This is a genomic window from Oceanicola granulosus HTCC2516 (genome assembly GCF_000153305.1).
In the GTDB taxonomy this organism is placed as follows: Bacteria; Pseudomonadota; Alphaproteobacteria; order Rhodobacterales; family Rhodobacteraceae; genus Oceanicola; species Oceanicola granulosus.
In genome coordinates this window covers 119,088-138,577 of sequence record NZ_CH724110.1, presented here as the reverse complement: position 1 = coordinate 138,577, position 19,490 = coordinate 119,088, and the positions used below count along the sequence as shown (strand labels likewise).

At 69.6% G+C, this 19,490-nt stretch carries 1 protein-coding gene (only partly in view); it reads left to right on the top strand.

Going from position 1 to position 19,490, the window contains the following annotated elements:
- On the top strand, nt 1-19,490 hold the 3' portion of the coding sequence (locus OG2516_RS17600; RefSeq protein WP_007256989.1) for a hypothetical protein. It extends 14,371 nt beyond the left edge of the window; 19,490 of the gene's 33,861 nt are visible here — the last part of the coding sequence; its start codon lies beyond the left edge, outside the window; it ends in the stop codon at nt 19,488-19,490.

Below are 19,490 nucleotides of genomic sequence, written 5' to 3'. Positions count from 1 at the left end.
CCGCCGACCTGCAGACCAACGGGCTGATGAAGGTCCACGCCATCGGCGACAACGATGCCGTGGTCGACAGCGACGTCGGATCGGGCGGCATCGTCGGGGTCAGCGGGGCCAAGCTGGAGGCGCGCATCGGCGGCGAGGTCCGGGCCGAGCTCGACGGCGACGTCGCCGGCGCGAGCCACGTCGACGTCATCGCAGAGGGCGACAACCGCTCCGTGGCAACGGCCCTGGCGATCAGCGTCGGGATCGCCTCCGGCTCCGGCGCGGACGCGACGGCACTGATCGATACCGGCGCCGACGTTGTGGCCGAGGTGGGCTCCACCGCCGAGTTCGAGGTGCAGGGCGCCCCGATCGACGTCGAAGCCTACGGCCACAACTACGCCAAGGCCGTCGCGAACGGCGGCGGCGGCGGCGGGATCTCGATCTCGGTCATGCTGCCCGAGTCGCGGGTGGGCGGCGCGGTGAAGGCCGGGTTCGACGGCCAGATGCTGGACGGCTACGTGGCGTCGAGCCTCGACGTGCTGGCGCGCGGCGAGAACACGGCGCTGACCGAGGTGACGGTCGTCAACGTCTCGCTCGCCGGCGGCAACGGCGCCCAGTCGGACGCGCGAGTGACCTCGAGCGCGAACGTCGAGGCGACGGTCGGCAGCACCGCCCAGATCCGCACTACGGGCGCGGTGACGATGGATGCGACCAACTACGACGGCACCGCGCGCCTCGGCAACACGGCCACGGCCAACACCAAGGGCGGCTCCGGCGGCGTCCTGGCCTCGGCGTCGGTGTTCCTGTCCGAGGCCAAGGTCTCGGGGTCGGTGAAGGCGCAGATGGACGGCGACGTGCTGGAGTCGGGATCCGTCACGGTGAAGGCCAACGGCCGCAACGAGGCGACCACGACCACCTTCGCCCTCGGGATCGGCGGCGGCATCGGCGGCGCGGGCACCGGCTCGGCGGCGCAGGTCACCCGCTCGGCCGACGTGACGGCGCGGGTCGGCAGCCTCGCGAGCCTCGCCAGCACCGGCGCGATCCTCGTCGATGCCGACGGCTACAACAAGGCGCACGCCACCAGCGACGTCGGCTCCGGCGCCGGGATCGGGGCGATCTCCGGCACCTCGCTGCAGGCCATCGTGGGCGGCGCGGTGCTGGCCGAGATGAACGGCGACGTGACCCAGGCGACCGGGCTCGACGTCATCGCCGACGGCACCAACATCGCCGACGCCGATTCCGACGCCATCACCATCGCGCTCGGCTTCACCGGGGCCGGCGGCGCGGCCTACGCGGAGATCCTTGGCGATTCCGGCGCCGGCGCCGGCGCCAACGTCACCGCCCGGATCGGCTCCGCCGCCACGCTGACGATGCCGGGCCGGATCATCGACGTGAAGGCGGTCGGAGACAACTCCGCCACCGCCAACACCGACGGCACCAGCGTGTCGGGCGGCATCAACGTGCTGCTGATGGACGCCGACGCCGTCATCGGCGGCAAGGTGCACGCCGAGATGGACGGCGACCTGACCGACGGGGACACCGATGCCGCGGAGCTGAACGTGCTCGCGGAGGGCGAGAACCACGCCGTGGCCGACATCGACATCGTCGGCGTCAGCATCCTGGGCAGCGGCAGCGGCGCGACCGCCAGCGCGACGATTACCGCCACCGCCGACGTCATCGCCGAGATCGGCGCGAGCGCGCAGGTCGCGGCGGATGTCGTCAACGTCGACGCCAAGCTGGTCGGCGACCTGAACCGCGCGGACGCCGACGTGGACAGCGTCAGCGGCTCGCTCGCCGCGGCCTCGGTGGTGAACACCCACGCCGACATCGACGGCGGGGTCGAGGCGCGGATGGACGGCGATGTCGAGGACAGCGGCGACATCAGCGTCACCGCCGACGGCCGCAATTACGCGACCGCCGACACCGAGACCGCCGGCGGCGGGTTCGTCTCCTTCGCCGAGGCCGGCGCCAGCGCCACCATCGGCACCGCCGCGATCGTCGCGGCGACGGCGGCCACCGGGTCGAGCGCGAGCTCGCGCGGGGCGATCCTGTTCAAGGCCGAGAGCGACAACGACGCAAAGGCCTATTCCGACACCAAGACCGGCGGCGTGGTCGCCATCGGCTTTGCCAAGCCGCGGGCGGTCAGCGCCGGCGACACCAAGGCCGACATCGAGCTCGACGTCACCAAGGGCCAGTCGCTGCGGGTCGAGGCGCAGGGCCAGAACGACGCGGTCGCGACGTCGGACGCCGTCTCCGGCGGCGTGGTCGGGGCCAACAACGCCGACGCCGAGGCGACGATCTCGACCAGCGCCGAAACCGTCGCCCGGATCGGCAGCAATTCCGACATCGCCGCGCCGAGCCTCGCCATCGTGGTGCTGGCCGAGGCCGACAACAAGGCGACGGCGGAGACCAAGTCGGTCACCGGCGGCGCGATCTCCGTTTCCGGCGCGAATCCGACGGCCACCTCGGGCGGCCAGACCCGCGCCGAGCTGGTCGGCGACGTGCGGGTGGTCGACGGCACCGAGAACAAGGTCGGCGCGGCCTCGATCTCGGTGCAGGCGCGCGGCGCCGAGGCCGCGGTGGGCCGGGTGAACTCGATCACCGGCGGCGCGATCACCGTCTCGTCCTCGACGGCGACCTCCAACGTCACCGGCGCGACCTCGGCGACGCTGGGCGGCAGCAACCGGGTGATCGTGACCTCGGGCGACATCAGCGTGCGGGCCAACGGCTTCACCGACAGCGACGCCAGCACCAAGTCCTCGACCGGCGGCGTGCTGAACATCGACAACTTCGATGCCAAGGCGAACGGCACCACCTCGGTGAGCACCACCGTCGGCGCCCACACCGAGATCCGGTCCGAGACCGGCACCATCCGGATCGAGGCCGATCACAACGTGCCCGACGGCGACGTGTCGGACGGCACCTTCGACGCGGCCAACGACGTCAGCGGCGACACCATCGACCTGACGCTGCCGCACGGGCTGGTGACCAACAACACCGTCACCTACGACGCGCAGGGCAACACCCCGATCCACAGCCTGACGGACGGCGCGAGCTACACGGTCTTCGTGCCCTCGGCGACGACCCTGCAGATCGGGGCGGCGACGCAGGACACCGGTTCGCTGACCGCCGCCGACACGGGCGAGGACACGATCACCTTCCCGGTGGCGCACAACCTCCAGCACGGGCAGAGCGTCACCTACTACTCCACCGGCACGCCGATCGGCGGTCTGGTGAACGGCAAGGTCTACACGGTCTTCCTGATCGACGACACGACGATCAAGCTGAAGGACCCGAACCAGGGCACCGAGAACTTCGTCGTCTCCGCCGGCTCGGTCAGCGGCAGCACGGTCACCGTCGGCCACGATTTCGAGAACGGCGACCTCGTCACCTACACCAACGAGGGCCAGAAGTTCACCTTCCCCTCGACCTTCACCGACGTGGAAATCTCGGGCGGCGAACTCGTCGAGAACGCCAACGAGGAGCCGACCGGCGACAGCGCGGCCGACAACATCTTCGTCGGCGCCGGGCACGGGCTCTCGGTCGGCGATCACGTGGTCTACGACGTGCGGACCCCGACGGGCGGTGTCGGCACCCCGATCGGCAACCTCAACGATGGCCGGGTCTACCGCGTCGCGGAGGCCAACAGTTCGACGATCAAGCTCAAGCGCAACGACGTCATCGGCAATGTAGCCGTCGACTTCATCCGCGATGGCAGCAATGTCACAGCGCGGCGGCTGGATGGCGGCAACTGGGCGGCAAACGGCTTCGGCCTGGACCCCTGGGCCGAACAGGTGATCATCAGCGGCGGTAGCGGCTCGAACGGAACCTACACCGTCACCGGCCAGTCCGGCAGCGATCTCTACCTCAATTGGGCGTCCGGCGCGATCAAGGCGACCATCCTCGATACTTCGATCACCTTCGACCAGGCGGACGAGGACATTAACAACAATCCGGTCGGCCCGAACGACCGGATCACCCGCAACGACGGGCGAAGCTGGGCGCAGGATGGCTTCGCCGCCAATCAGTGGATCCAGATCACCAGCACCACGAACACCACCCAGACCTGGTATTACATCAGTTCGGTCAGCGGCAGCACGCTGACCCTCAACACCCGCAACGCGGTGTTCGACGGCACCGATACCAGCGTGACGATCGACCGGGGCCAGACCTCGGCAGGTTTCGACGAGGCCGACATCGTCCTGAATCCCAACAAGGGCGACCCGGCGAAGACCCATCTCCACACGATCTCGCCCTACCAGGAGCAGGATCTGAACCTCGTCGACGGCGCGCGCTACTACGTCGTCAACGCAGGCTCCGGCAGCTTCCAGCTGTCCGGCACGGCCGGCGGGACGGCGATCAACCTCGACCCGCTGGCGCTGACCGGCGGCACGCACCGGTTCGAGGTGCAGGGCGTCGACCTCACCAGCCAGGGCAGCGGCCAGCACCGGGTGATCCTCGACATCGCGCCGGGCAGCGGCGAGCACAAGTTCGAGCTGACCAGCGCCGCCAACTTCGCCGGCGCGCCCTCGGGCGACGGCGCGGCGACCTCCTCGGCCTCGGGCGGCGGCGGCGGGGTGATCTCGGTCATCGCCGGCGACGCCTTCACCAACATCACCGTCAACGGCAGCCTCACCGTCGGGTCCGGCGCGCAGGTCTCGGGCGACCGGGTCGAGATCGCCGCCGACATCCGCGGCTTCGCCTACGCGACCGCGGCCAACAGCGGGGGCGGCGTCATCGCGGTCGGCGACGCCCGGGCGCAGACCACGCTGAGCGTCAATTCCGACGTCAACATCAACGCCAGCGCCGTGATCACCGCCCACGGCGACGCGGCGACCCTGGTCACCCTGGCGAGCTCGGGCGACGCCTTCGTCACCAGCGACGTGACCGCCCGGGCCGACAGCTACGCCTCGACCAACACCGGCGGCTTCGGGGCCGGGGCCGACAGCCGCGCCAAGTCCACCGTCTACGTCGACAACTTCGTCGACATCAACGGCACGGTGGCGGCGGCGCAGGATCTCACGACGGACGCCGAGAGCTACGTGGACGCCGACGTGAACGCGGTGGCCGACGGCTCGGGCTTCGGCGCCGACACCAGCGCCAACGACGTCGACCACCAGGGCGTGACGGTGAACGCCGAGACCCGGACCACCCTCGGCGGCACCGGCCACCTCAAGGCCAACAAGGTGAAGGTCTACAACGTCAACGAGTTGCACGGCCGGGCGGATGCCTATTCCTACGCCAAGGCGCTCGGTGCCGACAGCGACGCCCGCGGCGACGTCTACATGAACGGCTTCAGCCGGGTCGTGCTGGATACCGGCTCGCAGATCACCGGCAACGAGAGCGTCCTGCTTTCGGCCCGCTATGACCGGCTCGACGCCTACGCCGATCCCTTCGCCCGGCTGAAGGCGGCGGGCGGCGACACCGACGCGCGGGCGAACGTCAACGTCGACGACGTCGAGGCCAAGGTCTTCGGCCGCGACGAGAGCATCATCCGCACCCACCGGCTCGACGTCGAAAGCAACGTCGACATCTACCGGATCCTGGCGAACGGGTCGCACAGCAAGTCGGGGATCGACTTCGGCAAGGTGTCGAACTCCACCAGCCAGCGGGCCGAGCGGGAGATCTTCTGGGAAACCACGACGATCCTCTACAGCGAGCCGAACCCGATCCTGCGGGTCAACGACAGCGGCACGGTCATCCAGAAGGTCAACGTCGACCTCGTCGGCGGCTACGGCCTCGGCCATACCTACGCTCCGGGCGCCGACATCATCGTCGACGACATCCTCAACGACGACGGCGGCGCGGCGGAGTTCCGGGCCAACCGGGTCTACTGGCCGCACCCCGAGCCCGAGATCTGGGGCAATGCCGGCAAGTTCGAGATCCAGCGCACCTTCGACACGGTGCTGCTGGAGAACAGCTCGAACCGCGACCTCGTGGTGAACCGCATCGACGTCCTCGACAGCAGCGGGGCGAGTGCCAGCCCCGCGGACATCGAGATCAAGGTCTGGCACGTGCCGGATGTGAACATCCCGACCAACGTGTCGCTGTCCGAGAGCGGCGACAGCGGCACGACCTTCGACTTCGACCTCGAGAACGTCTTCGTCCGCACCCGGATCGACATCCTGAACCTGCAGCCGGGCGCGGTCGTGGCGAGCGACATCATCCTCGACGGGCTAATCAACAACCCGATCGGGATCACCAACATCCTGAACGAGCGCGGCGACATCCGCGCCGACGTCGACGCCGACCGCGAGGGCATCCGCACCAACGAGATGATCTTCGAGGCGCGCAAGGGCCTGAACGCGCAGGGCGCCTCGGTGGGCGGCAACATCGGCCTCGTCTCCGAGACCGGCGCCCCCCGCGTGCCGCTGGCGGTCGAGCTCGTGCGCTTCCGCGACAAGTCCAACACGCTCTGGACCGAGCAGTTCACCGCCGCCGCCGATGCCGACATCGCGCTCGACCTCGGTCTGTTCGACCGCAGCCAGGCGACGTCCACGACCGGTGCGCTGACGGTCAATCTCGACACGATCGAGGCGGGCGACGACGTGAGCCTCGTCATCAACGACACCCGGGTCGGCGATGCCTCGGCCGGCGTGGGCAACGTCAGCGTCGGCGACCGCGGCAGCTCGCCGGCCTTCGGGTACTACAACCACCACTACCGCCCCGATTCCGGCAGCGACCCGAACCTCGCGCGGATCACCCGCGCGTTCGGCACCGACGTCGACCACGAGGTCGACAGCACCTACGACTTCGCGCTGGTCCGGGCCGGGGACGATATCGACATCGGCCACGTCACCACCTTCAACAGCTACCCCGGCGACGAGGGGCGCAGCTACGTCACCACGTCCTTCGGCGGCAGCGGCTACTACGGCCAGTCGATCACCAACGACCTGCCCGACACCACGATCAACTTCAACGTCCATACCGACGTGGCCTGGAGCGGCGGGGCGGCGAATGCCGACATCCCGCAGATCTTCCTGACCACCAACGGCTTCATCTACAACCGCGAGGAGGTCGGCGACCTTCTGGCCGGGCACATCCACTCGATCGAAAACAACGTGACGCTGGTCAGCTATGCCCGGATCCTCGACGCCAATTCGGCGACCACCGTGGATGTCACCGGCGAGCGGGTCGTGCTGAACGCCGGGTTCGGGGGCGCCGCCACCGGCGGCATCGGCCTCGCGAGCGACTTCCTGGAGATCAACAGCGACCGCAACAGCGGCACCGGGACCGATCAGGGCTTCATCCTGGCCATCGACGCCGGGGTCGCCACCGACGGCGTCTTCCTCGACGAGGTGCGGGGCAGCATGCTGGTGAACCAGGTCTCCACCGCGGCCGATGTGTCGCTGCGGACCTATCTCGGCTCGATCCTCGACCGCTACTCCACCGCGACGAATGTCCTGGGCCAGAGCGTCGATATCGACGCCAACGGCTCCAACGCCACCATCGGCACCGCCGCCAACGCGCTCGAGATCGACAGCTCCCGCGGCTCGGCCGCGCCGACCCTGACGGCGGGCGGCGACGATGTCGCGCTCGAGGCCGGCGGCGAGATCAACGTCACCGAGATCAACGGCTACCTGCGGCTCGTGATGGCCCATAACGACACCGGCGACATCCGCCTCAACGTGCGCGAGACCGGCGCGCTGGACGAGGACTTCTACCTCGTCGAGAGCGGCTCCGCCCGCTTCGCGGAAAGCAACAGCCGCGGGCCCTACAGCCACAACGACGCCGACCGGATCATCGACCGCGGCTTCATCATGGCCGAGCACGGCTCCGTGCAGCTTTACGTCGGCGACGATATCGAGACGCACGAGAACAGCTTCGTCAACGCCCGCCTCGGCATCCAGATCTCCGGCGATTTCGGCGATGCCGACGTCGGGCACGGCACCGATATCGCGCTGCTGGGCGAGTTCGTCGCCGGCGCAACGCTGCTGGCCTCGGCCACCGCCGGCTCGCCGGTCGGGGTGATGGCGCCGACCTATACCGGCTCGTCCCACCGGACGCAGATCACCGGCAACAGGGACAGCGACCGCGTCACCTTCGGCAATGCCGGCGGCGCGGCGGGCGGCACGGCGGTCGCCTCGGCGGGCTACATCTTCCTCGGCTCGCACACCCGGGTGGATACCGGCGGCGGCGAGGACACGCTCACCGTCTACTACCTCCAGGACACCGCCACGGTGACCTCGCCGGCGCAGCTCGCGGTGCTGACCGCGCTCGGCCGCGAGAACGCGCTGCACACGCTGACGCTCGACGGCGAGGGCGGCACGGACGCCTACGTCGTGCACACGCTCGGCTCGAACGGGCCGGACCTGCGCAACTACAACATCAACGCCCTCGACAGCGGCGCCCCGAACGACGGCGTCGACACGCTCGACATCTTCGGCAACGACGGCACCCTGAACGGCAAGGACGGCAACGGCGACGCCTACGCGACCGACGACATCGTGCTGCTGCGCTCCGCCGCCTACCTGCCGGGCGAGGACGCCGACCGGCCGGGCTACGTCGCCTTCGTGCACGGCGACGAGGCGCGCTACCGCGACGTGACGACGGGCAACGAGTACTCCACCGAGGTGCAGCGGATCAGCTACGATTCCGCGATCAACGGCCGGGTCCGGCTCGAGACGCTGGGCGGCAACGACGCGGTGTTCTCCGACGACGTCACCGCGATCATGACCGTCGACACCGGGGCGGGCGACGACCGCATCCAGATCGGCCAGATCTTCGGCCTCAAGCGCAACGAGGCGGACGGCCTGCTGCTGCCGCAGGACGCCTTCACCGACGACAGCATGGTCGCCACCACGCGCGGCTGGCTGTCGGCGGGGACCAACGCGCCGCTGCTGGTGCTGGGCGGGACGGGCAACGATTCCTTCACCGTCTATTCCAACCAGGCCGAGCTGCGGCTCGAGGGCGGCGACGACAACGACATCTTCACCGTCCGCGCCTTCGCGCTGGCCCAGACCGATCCGGTCACCGGCGACATCCTGCTCGACGACAACGGCGTGGCGCTGCCGATCATCGGCGCGGCGGGCTTCTCCACCGACCGGCCCATCGACGTGCGCGCCGGCGGCGGGGCCGACGAGGTGCAGTACAACATCAACGCCCCGGTCTCGATCGAGGGCGGTACCGGCTTCGACAAGGTGGTGATCCTCGGCACCGAGTTCGCCGACGACTTCGTGATCCGCGAGGACGGCATCTTCGGCGCCGGGCTCAACGTGCGCTACTCGACCATCGAGGTGCTCGAGATCGACGGCCTCGAGGGCGACGACGAGTTCTTCGTGCAATCCACCGCCTTCGGCGTCGCCTACCGGGTGATCGGCGGGCTCGGCTCGGACACGATCAACGTCACCGGCGACGTCACCGAGGACATCGTGGTGCGCGAGCTCGAGGGCGAGAGCGGCGCGCTCAACCACCTCGTCCGCTCCGACGACCCGCTCTACGACGGGCTGCTCGTCGACGGGCTCGAGTACAACGTGGCCGGCTCGCAGGAAGGGCTGGTGCTGATCGAGGAGAGCGACGGCTTCTCCTCCGTGCGCGAGGGCGGCAACGCGCTGGCGGTCGACGACTACACCGTGCGGCTGGCGCGCGAGCTGGTCGCGGGCGAGGTGGTCTACGTCACCGTCTCGGCGGCGCGCACGACCCAGCAGGAAGAGGACGACACGCTCATCAACCCGGCGCCGCTCCCGAACGGCGAGGGCGACAGCGTGTGGCTGTCGAGCGCCGACCCGGGCGCGACGCCGGTCGATGACGACTTCCGGCGCGGCGTGCTGGTCAACGGCGTGATGACCCGCTTCCCCGACCGGGCGCTGGTGCTGCGCTTCGATCACACCAACTGGGACCAGGAGCAGACCGTCTACCTCTACGCGCCCGACGACGAGCGCGCCGAGGGCGACCGGATCGCGACGATCCAGCACTCGGTGATCTCGACCGCCACCGACTACGACGGCACCGACGTGCGCAACGTCGAGGCGACGATCCGCGACAACGACACCCCCGGCATCCTCGTCACCCAGATCGAGGCCGGCAGCTACGACGCCGGCACCGGCACCTTCGTCGAGGACAACGACAGCACCGTGCTCGAGGGTGACAGCGTCACCGGGCTGGGCGACCAGATGCTGCTGACGCTGGCGACGCCGCCGGCGGCCGGGACGGTCGTGGTGGTCAAGGTGGTGCTCGACGCGGAGGCCGACCAGGACATCCGGGTGACGAGCGGCGACGGCCGGGCGACGGTCGGCACCGACGGGGTGCTGCGCGTTACTTTCAGCGACGCGAACTGGGATACCCCGGTGTTGTTCGACATCGAGGCCCGCGACGACGGGCGGGTCGAGGATCCGGGCGGGGCGGTGATCAGCTTCGAGCGCGACGACGACCTGACGACGGACGCCGACTACGTGTTCCCGAACCTGCGCTCTGCGCCGAACCGCTTCGAGGTCCGGGTGATCGACAACGACACCCCCGGCGCGCTGGTCTCCGAGACCGCGGGCCAGACGGTGGTGATCCGCGACGACGCCACCCATTCCGACGACTACCTTCTGCGCCTCACCGCCGCGCCGGCGGACGGGGCGAGCGTCGAGGTGGCGCTGCTGACCGACGGGCTGGCCGACGTGGTGGCCATCGACGGCGTCGCCGTCACGGTCGACGAGTATGTCGAGGTCGGCGGGCTGCGGCCGAGCCAGCAGTTCCTCGGCACCGCGACCTTCGAGAATGCCGGCGGGGTGGGGACGATCACCCGCTCGGGCGTCGCCGACGTCTACGGCTCGTTCATCGAGGAGGGCTTCGCCGAGGGCGACCTGATCCGCATCGGCAATGTCGGCGCGGGCTATGACGGCGACTACGTGATCGCCGCGATCAGCACCCAGACCATCACCCTCACCGCCGCCTTCGCGGCGGGCGCGAGCCTCGAGGCGGAGTCCGCCATCTTGTCCGACCTCGCCCGGATCGGGATCTGGGAGGGCACGGTTGATCGCAACACCGACCCCGACCCCGTCTATGGCGGCGAGCAGATCATCCGCCAGGACTCCAGCGGCTGGCTCGCCGACGGCTTCCTCGAGGGCCAGTGGGTCCGCGTGGAGAACGTCGCCAACCCGGCCCAGAGCTTCGAGGCCAAGATCGAGCTGATCCGCGGGCTGAACGGCACCTTCGACGAGACGCTGCAGATCACCGAGGGCAGCAGCCTGCCCCTCTGGCTCACCGACGGCACCGAGATCCGCGTCGTGCGGATCGCGGCCGAGGTGAGCTTCGACAGCACCGACTACTGGGTGCAGAAGCGGATCACGCTGAAGGCCGATACCGACTTCACCACCCCGATCACCCGCGAGGGCGCGAAGGTGTTCCCGGCCTCGAGCCATGTGCTCAGCAAGCTGCGCGGGCCGCTGCAGGTCGAGGGCGGCGTCACCGGCGCCGACCGCAGCCTGCAGAACGGGATCAAGCTGCCGGGCGAGGCGGACGATTTCCTGATCGCCATCGGCCAGCAGCCGCCCGAGAGCCAGCAGATCGACGTGCTCAACATCTTCAACGACGGCTCCGTCGAGAACGGCGTCGGCACGATGACCGAGACCACGCTCACCGGCTACGGCATGGCGGGCGACCTCGATTTCGGCCCGCAGGCCGGCGACACCTTCGGCGAGAGCACGCAGGTCCCCGGCGGGATCAGCTGGGGCCGCATCACCTTCGGCGAGGGCGGCTTCTCGACGGACGCGGGCGAGAGCACCATCGAGGTGGTCAACGTCATGCTCGGGCAGGGCAACGACCACATGGACATCGAGGGGACGCTCAACAACGTCTCCGGCATCGACACGACCGGCCCGATCAGCGTCATCGTCGATCCCGATTTCGGCCAGGCGCTGACGCGCGACGGGATCGACTGGCTCGGCCTCGGCTTCCTGCCCGGCCAGACCGTGACGATCGACGGCCATGCCGGCCAGTGGACCGTCGCCTCGATCGAGGACGCGCTGACCCCGGAGGGGCGTGATCCCAACGACAACTCGCTTCTGCTCCTCACCGGTCCGGCGCTTCCGGCGCTGAGCGGCGAGGTCACGGTGCGCGCCGTCGACGCGCTGGTCGAGACGTCGGGCCGCTTCGCCGTCGCCTCCACCCACACCAGCGACACCGACGGCACGCCGCTGACCCTCACCACCATCACCCGCAGCGACGGCGGCGACTGGAACGACGACCACTTCCTGCCCGGCCACCTGGTGCGCATCGTCGGCGACGGGGCCGACCAGAACGTGCGCCTGCGCGAGATCAGCGCCGACGGCACCACGCTGATCGTCGACGGCGCGAGCCTCAGCGACGGCACGCTTGATCTGGAGCTGTCGGTGCAGGGGCCGCATGGCGGGCTGACGCTGGTGCACGGCGGCGGCAACATGCCCGTCAGCGTCACCGGCGAGACCTTCACCGAGCTCGAGGTCGAGGTGGAGATCGACGGCGAGATCGTCACCGTCAGCCGCGTGGTGCGGCTCGACGGGCTGGACTGGGAGACGGACGGCTTCGCGCCGGGCCAGTGGATCCAGTTCTGCGACGAGCCCTTCACCCGCCAGGTCATCGGCTTCGGCGACGTCGACCCGGCCGACTATCCCTCCGGCGTCGATCCGTTCTCCGGCTGGGGCATCGGCGCGGCGATCCTGCTGTCGGGGCCGCCGCTGTCGGAGGCGGGGCTGTCGGACTCCTGCACGATCTCGGCGAGCACGCCGAAGATCGTCACCACCGACATCACCATCGACATCGACGAGTGCTGCAAGGGCGAGCCGCTGCAGACCCTGACCCACACGGAGAACTGGGAGGAGCTCGGCTTCTACGTCGGCCAGCTCGTCACCATCGAGGGCGTGCCGGGGTACGTCGAGGTGCGGGCCATCGAGACCACGACGATGCTCGTCTACAGCGAGAACTTCGTGCGCCTCAGCGGCACCGTCTCGATCAGCGGCGGCAACGTCCACCAGAGCGGCGGCATCCTGATCGGCGGCGACACGTTCATCGTCACCGGCGGTGCCGGGCCGGACAGCCCGCTCGTCGTCTACGGCGACACCAGCCAGGACGGCAACTGGTACGCGGGCGAGCCGAACTCGGTGCTCGGCTACGATTTCGGCGAGAAGCCGTTCGATCCGTTCCCGCTGCTTCCCGACGACCAGAACGAGGACGACGAGTGGGTGATGCCCGTCGCCAACCCCTACGACTACGCCGGCAACGACGTCATCGACGCCTCGGCGCTGTTCGCCGACCTCGCCACCGACGACCTGCCGACCATCGGCCTCATCGCCTACGGCGGCGCGGGCGACGACCTCATCATCGGCAGCCAGGCCGGCGACCACCTCGCCGGCGGGTCGGGCAACGACGTGATCTTCGGCCAGCGCGGCACCGATCACATCTACGGCGACAGCGGCGTCAACGTCGACATCTTCACCCGCGCCCTGACGATCCCCGTGGAGGACGCGAGCCCGGCGCCCACCGTGCCCGAGCAGGTCGCCTCCGACGGCACCACGCTCGAGCCCAACCCCTCGCCGGTGCGCGACACGCTCGTCGCGGGCGACGACGTCATCTACGGCGACGGGCCGGGCACCGTCGACGGCGGCCCGACGGCCGACCACGGCGCGCTGCGCGACATCATCTTCGGCGACCACGGCCGGGTGGTGCAGATCGTCGAGGATCCGAACCTGCCGCCCGAGCTGCTGCAGAAGATCCAGACCACCGACTTCGAGTCCGTGGTGCTGATCGAGGCGCTGGCCCCGGCCAATGGCGGCAACGACACCGTCTTCGGCGGCGGCCAGCGCGACATCGTGATGGGCGGCGGCGGCGACGACGTGCTCGACACCGACGGCGGCGATCACACCAACGACGTGGTCTTCGGCGATTTCGGCCGCGTCACGATCAACGGCACCGCCGAGTTCGCGCCGCCTTCCGAGGCCGACCAGACCGGCGGCGAGTTCACCATCATCAGCTTCAACTTCGGCGCCCACCAGAAGGACAAGTACGGCGCCACCGACGTCGACGGCGTCGCGGGCACCGACCAGTCGATCTCCGACTTCCCGGCCCCGCGCGCGGGCAACTGGATCAACGTCGCCGGCGGCGCGGGGATCTGGGGCGACAGCGGCTACGAGCTGGTGACGGACGAGAACGGCACCATCGTGCCGGGCATCACCATGGGCTGGCGCGTGATCGACGACGGCCACTCGCACCACCACAAGCACGACACGTTCCACCATCACCATCACGGCGACGACGACGATCACGGCCATCATCACGGGGACGACGACGATCATGGCCACGGTCACCACGGCCACCACGGTCACCATGACCACCATCACGACAGCCATGCCGCGTGGTCGTTCCACCACGGCAACCACGAGCACGGCCACGGCCACGGTCACTACGACCACAAGCACCATGCCGCCGAGGTCGAGAACCACGACCGGCTCAACCCCGACAGCGACGAGGACGGCGCGCTGTTCGAGGGCTACCTCGCCGCGAAGAACGACAGCCAGACCATCGAGATCACCGTCGAGGGCCTGCGCGACCACTTCGAGAGCTACGACGTCTACCTGTACCTCGACGCCGACAACAGGGACTCCGCCAAGTACGGCGAGAGCCTGAAGCTGGTGAAGATCGGGCAGGACGGGAAGGTCTGGCTGCACGACAACAAGGGCACCAACTTCGACGGCGACTACACCCGCGTCACCACCGACGATCCGCGCTTCGCCGACAACGGCAACGTCGTGGGGCAGGCGGGGATGATCGACGGGCGGCTCGTCATCACCATCGAGGTCGCCGAGCACTGGGACGACGGCTACAACCGCGCCACCGTGGCGGGGATGCAGATCGTCGGGCGCTCCTACCCGATCGACATCGCCGAGAGCACCTTCCTCGACGTGGGCGGCAACGACTCGATCCGCACCGGCGGCGGCGACGACGTGGTCTTCGGCGGGCACGGCAACGACAAGATCGTCGCGTCGGGCGACGCCGACGTGGGCCATCTCGATAACGACGCGGTCTTCGGCGACAACGGCCGCGCCACGTTCCTGCGCACGCCGGAAGCGTTCCAGATCGTCGACGTGCCGTTCGACGCGCCCTCGGCCAGCGATCCGACGGGCGGCGAGTACGCCATCGTCAGCTTCAACTTCGGCGCCGGCACCGACGACACCGACGTGACCGGCACCGCCGGCACCGCGGTCAGCGTCAACGGCGACGCCCCGGCCCCGCGCGCGGGCGGCTGGATCAACCTCGAGGGCGGCTCCGACCACTTCGCCGACCAGCGCGGCGAGTGGGTGACGGACGAGGCCGACGAGGTGCTCGAGGGCATCACGGTGAGCTGGCACGCCAAGGGCGACCACCACCACCACCACCACGGCGACGATGACGACCACGGCCATGGCGACGACGACGATCATGGCCATCATCACGGAGACGATGACGACCACGGTCACCACCATCATCACCACCACGGCGCCACCGACACCCACGACGAGCTCGAGCCGACCGACCAGGATTACGCGCTCTTCGAGGGCTACCTGACGGCCAAGCGCAAGGACACGATCACCGTCACCGTCGACGGGCTGCGCGACCACTTCGAGAGCTACGACGTCTATGTCTACCTCGACGGCGACGACGCCCATTCGGGCCGCGCCGACAAGGCGGGCGTGCAGATCGTGCGCATCGGCCACGACGGCGCGGTCTACCTGACCGACGCGCCGGGCATGCACTTCGACGGCAGCTACGACGTCGCCTCCAGCACCGATCCGCTCGCGCCCGACGCGGGGCAGGTGGTCGGCTCGGCGGCGATGGTCGACGGCCTGCTGCACATCACGATCGACGTGCCCAACGACAGGCACAACAAGCACAACGTCCCCGTCGTCTCGGGCGTGCAGATCGTCGGCAAGCGCCCGACCCTGACCACCACGGTCGACATCCTGCGCGAGCCCGGCGAGCTCGGCGGGCTGCGCGAGATGGAGACCCTGACCGGGCCCGAGGGCGACGGCTTCACCTGGGACGACCTGATCCTGACCGGCAACGGCGAGGACGCCGCGATCGGCGGGCAGGGGTCGGACTGCATCGACGTCGGCAACCGCGGCCCGCACAACGGCGTCGACGACGCCGTCTCGGGCGACGACGTGCGCACGCTCGGCGTCAACTTCGGCAGCAACGTCGCCGAGGGTTATGTCGAGGGCACCCTCGGCTATGTCGCCGCCGACGGCTGGTACAACTTCGTCAACGACAACAAGGCCGACCACCACCACTATAACGGCGCCGACCCGCACGGCGACCACCACCACCATCACGGCGACGACGACGACCACGGGCATCACCACGGCGACGACGACGACCACGGCCACCATCACCACGGCCACGGCCACCATCACCATCACCATCACCACGGCCACGGCCACCATCACCACCACCACCATCACAACGCCGAGCGGCTCGTTACCGCCGAGGGCGTGACCATCACCGTCGGCCAGGATCTCGACGACCACCACAAGACCAAGGCGGCCAAGCTCGACGACCATGCCGAGATCGATCCGGACACCCAGAACGGCCGGATGATGAACGGCTCGGTCACCGCGACGGGCAAGTCGGTGCTGGGCGTCGACGTCGGCAACGTCTCGGCGGCGGTGGGCGACGGGCCCTACGACGTCTACCTCTACCTCGACGGCGAGAACGCCGACGCCGCCAAGCACCACGCCTCGTTCCGGCTGGTGACGCTCGACGGCGACGGCGTCGACGCCTACGATCCGCGCGGCTTCACCTTCGACGGCGAGTTCGTGTCCTACGACCCGGCCGACCCGACGAAGCCGGCGAACGTGGTCATCTTCCGCAACGTGGTGGGCGACGACTTCTCGGTGCGCATCGAGGAGCAGGCCAAGCATCACCACCACCACGACGACGACCACGGCCACCATGGCGACGACGACGACCATGGCCACGGCCACGGCCATCACCACCACAAGCACGGCGAGCACTCCACCGCGCTGCCGTCGCTGGCGGGGCTGCAGATCGTCGGCGGGGCGGACAAGGACGAGATCGTGCCGCAGGGCGACCGCGACGCGGACCGCGTGCTGGGCGATCAAGGCCACATCCGGCTCTTCGACCGCGGCGTCTACGAGATGATCGCCGAGCCGCGCGGCGCGCTGGATGCCGACGACCGCATCAAGGGCGGCGAGGACGGCGACGTGCTGATCGGCGGCGACGGCGCCGACACGATCAAGGGCCAGATGGGCGACGACGTCATGACCGGCGACAACGCCCGCGCGATCCTGTTCGACGGCGACGTCGTCGGGGTGGGCCCGCACGACAACCTGCACGACCACCACGCGCACCACCATTCCGACGATCATCACCACCACCACCACGGCGACGACGACGATCACGGCCACGGGCACGGGCACCACGGCCACAAGCACGGCTCGTTCGACCCGTGGCACGTGTTCGGGCTGCAGCTCCTGGAGCCGGGCATCGGCGGCGACGACGTCCTCGAGGGCGGCATGGGCGATGACACGATGTGGGGTCAGCTCGGCGACGACACCTACGTCTTCGCCGGCGACCGGCTCGGCAGCGACTACGTCATCGAGGCGGGCGACCAGCATCACCACCACGGCGACGACGACGACCACGGCCATGGTGACGACGACGACCACGGCCACCACGGCCACCACGGGCACCACGGCCACGGCCACGGCCATCACCACCACCACGCCCCGGCCGAGTACGCCCGCGATACCGGCGACACGCTCGACTACAGCCGCTTCACCGGCGGCGGGATCGATGTCCATCTCGGCCAGGAGACCAGCCAGACCGTCAACGGCAAGGTTTCGAAGGGCGACGTCGCCTCGGTCATCACCCTGTTCTACGAGGACGCGATCGAGGACGTGGCGGGCTCGCAGCAGCACGACCACATCCACGGCAACAGCCGCAACAACGCGCTGATCGGCAATTTCGGCGACGACTGGATCGACGGTGCCGGCGGCAGCGACCTGCTCGACGGCGGCGCCGGGGACGACTGGCTCTATTCCGGCCACGACCACCATGGCGACGACGACGATCACGGGCACGGGGACGACGACGACCACGGGCACGGCGACGACGACGATCATGGCCACCATCACGGCGACGATGACGACCACGGCCACCACCACGGCGTCTCGGACACCGACCGCCACGTGATCCTCGGCGGCTCGGGCGACGACCACATCTACGGCGGCAAGGGCAACGATCTGCTCGACGGCGAGTCCGGGGCCGACTTCATCGACGGCGGCGGCAACGAGAACAAGGGCACCACCTACACCAAGGAGAAGAAATGGGTGAAGTGGGGCCGCTGGTGGGGCTACTGGAAGACGGTGAAGACCGAGCACAAGGACACCAGCACCGGTGACGTCATCCTCGGCGGCGACGGCTGCGACGACATCCGCGCCAGCGGCGAGCAGAACATCATCGAGGGCGGCGCCGAGCACGACCACATCAAGGTCGGCAAGAACCAGAAGCTGGTCGCCCAGGACTTCCTGACCGAGACGCAGCGCGACGCGGCGATCACCGCGCAGCTCGACGCCTTCGCCGACAAGTTCGACCGGCTCGACTTCGTCGTGGACGACCTGCCCGGGGCCTCGGTCGGGGCACGGACCGCGGGCTTCGTCGCCAGCGTCCCGGCCCCGCCGGAATGCGGCGAGGTGGTGCCGGTCGACACCCCCGACGACGGCTGCGGCGATCATCACCACCATCACGGTGACGACGACGACCACGGCCATCACCACGGCGACGACGACGATCACGGCCACCATCACTGGCACCACGGCCACCATCACCACGGGCACGGGCACCACGGCCATGGCCATCACGGGCACCACGGCCATCACGGGCACCACGGGCACCTGGTGGCGTCGCGGCCCGCGGCCGGGGCAGCGCCGGCGAGCACGCTGCGCGCCGCCGAGGCGAGCTTCATGCTCGACGCCGCCCGCGAGGCCTGGCGCGCGACGGGCGGGCTCGACGCGGTGCAGCTGGCGCGGCTCGACGCGGCGACGGTCAGCGTCGCCGACCTGAGCGGCGACCGGCTCGGCGTGACCGACGGCACCAGCATCACCGTCGATCTCGACGCGGCGGGGCATGGCTGGTTCGTCGACGTGCAGCCGGCGGAGAGCGACGCCTACGCGCCGGATGCCGACGGGGTGCAGCGCGCGGTTGCCGGGAGCGGCGCGGAGGGGGCGATGGACCTCTACACCGTGCTGCTGCACGAGCTCGGCCACACGCTCGGCTTCACCCACCTGCCCGAGGCGATGCCCGGTCACGTGATGTCCGACACGCTCGAGCCGGGGACGCGGGCGACGATGCCGCAATCGCTGGTCTACGACGAGGCGACGGGGACGTTCGTCGATCCCGACACCGCGCTGAGCCTGCAGGCGCACGGGGTGCCGCAAGCCTTGCCCGAACCGCCCGAGCCCGTGCAAGCTGAGGACGACACGCCGAGGGGCCGCATCGTATGGACCGAAAAGACCTCCGCCTTCCTGGGCCGCTTCGCCTCCTACTTCTCGTGA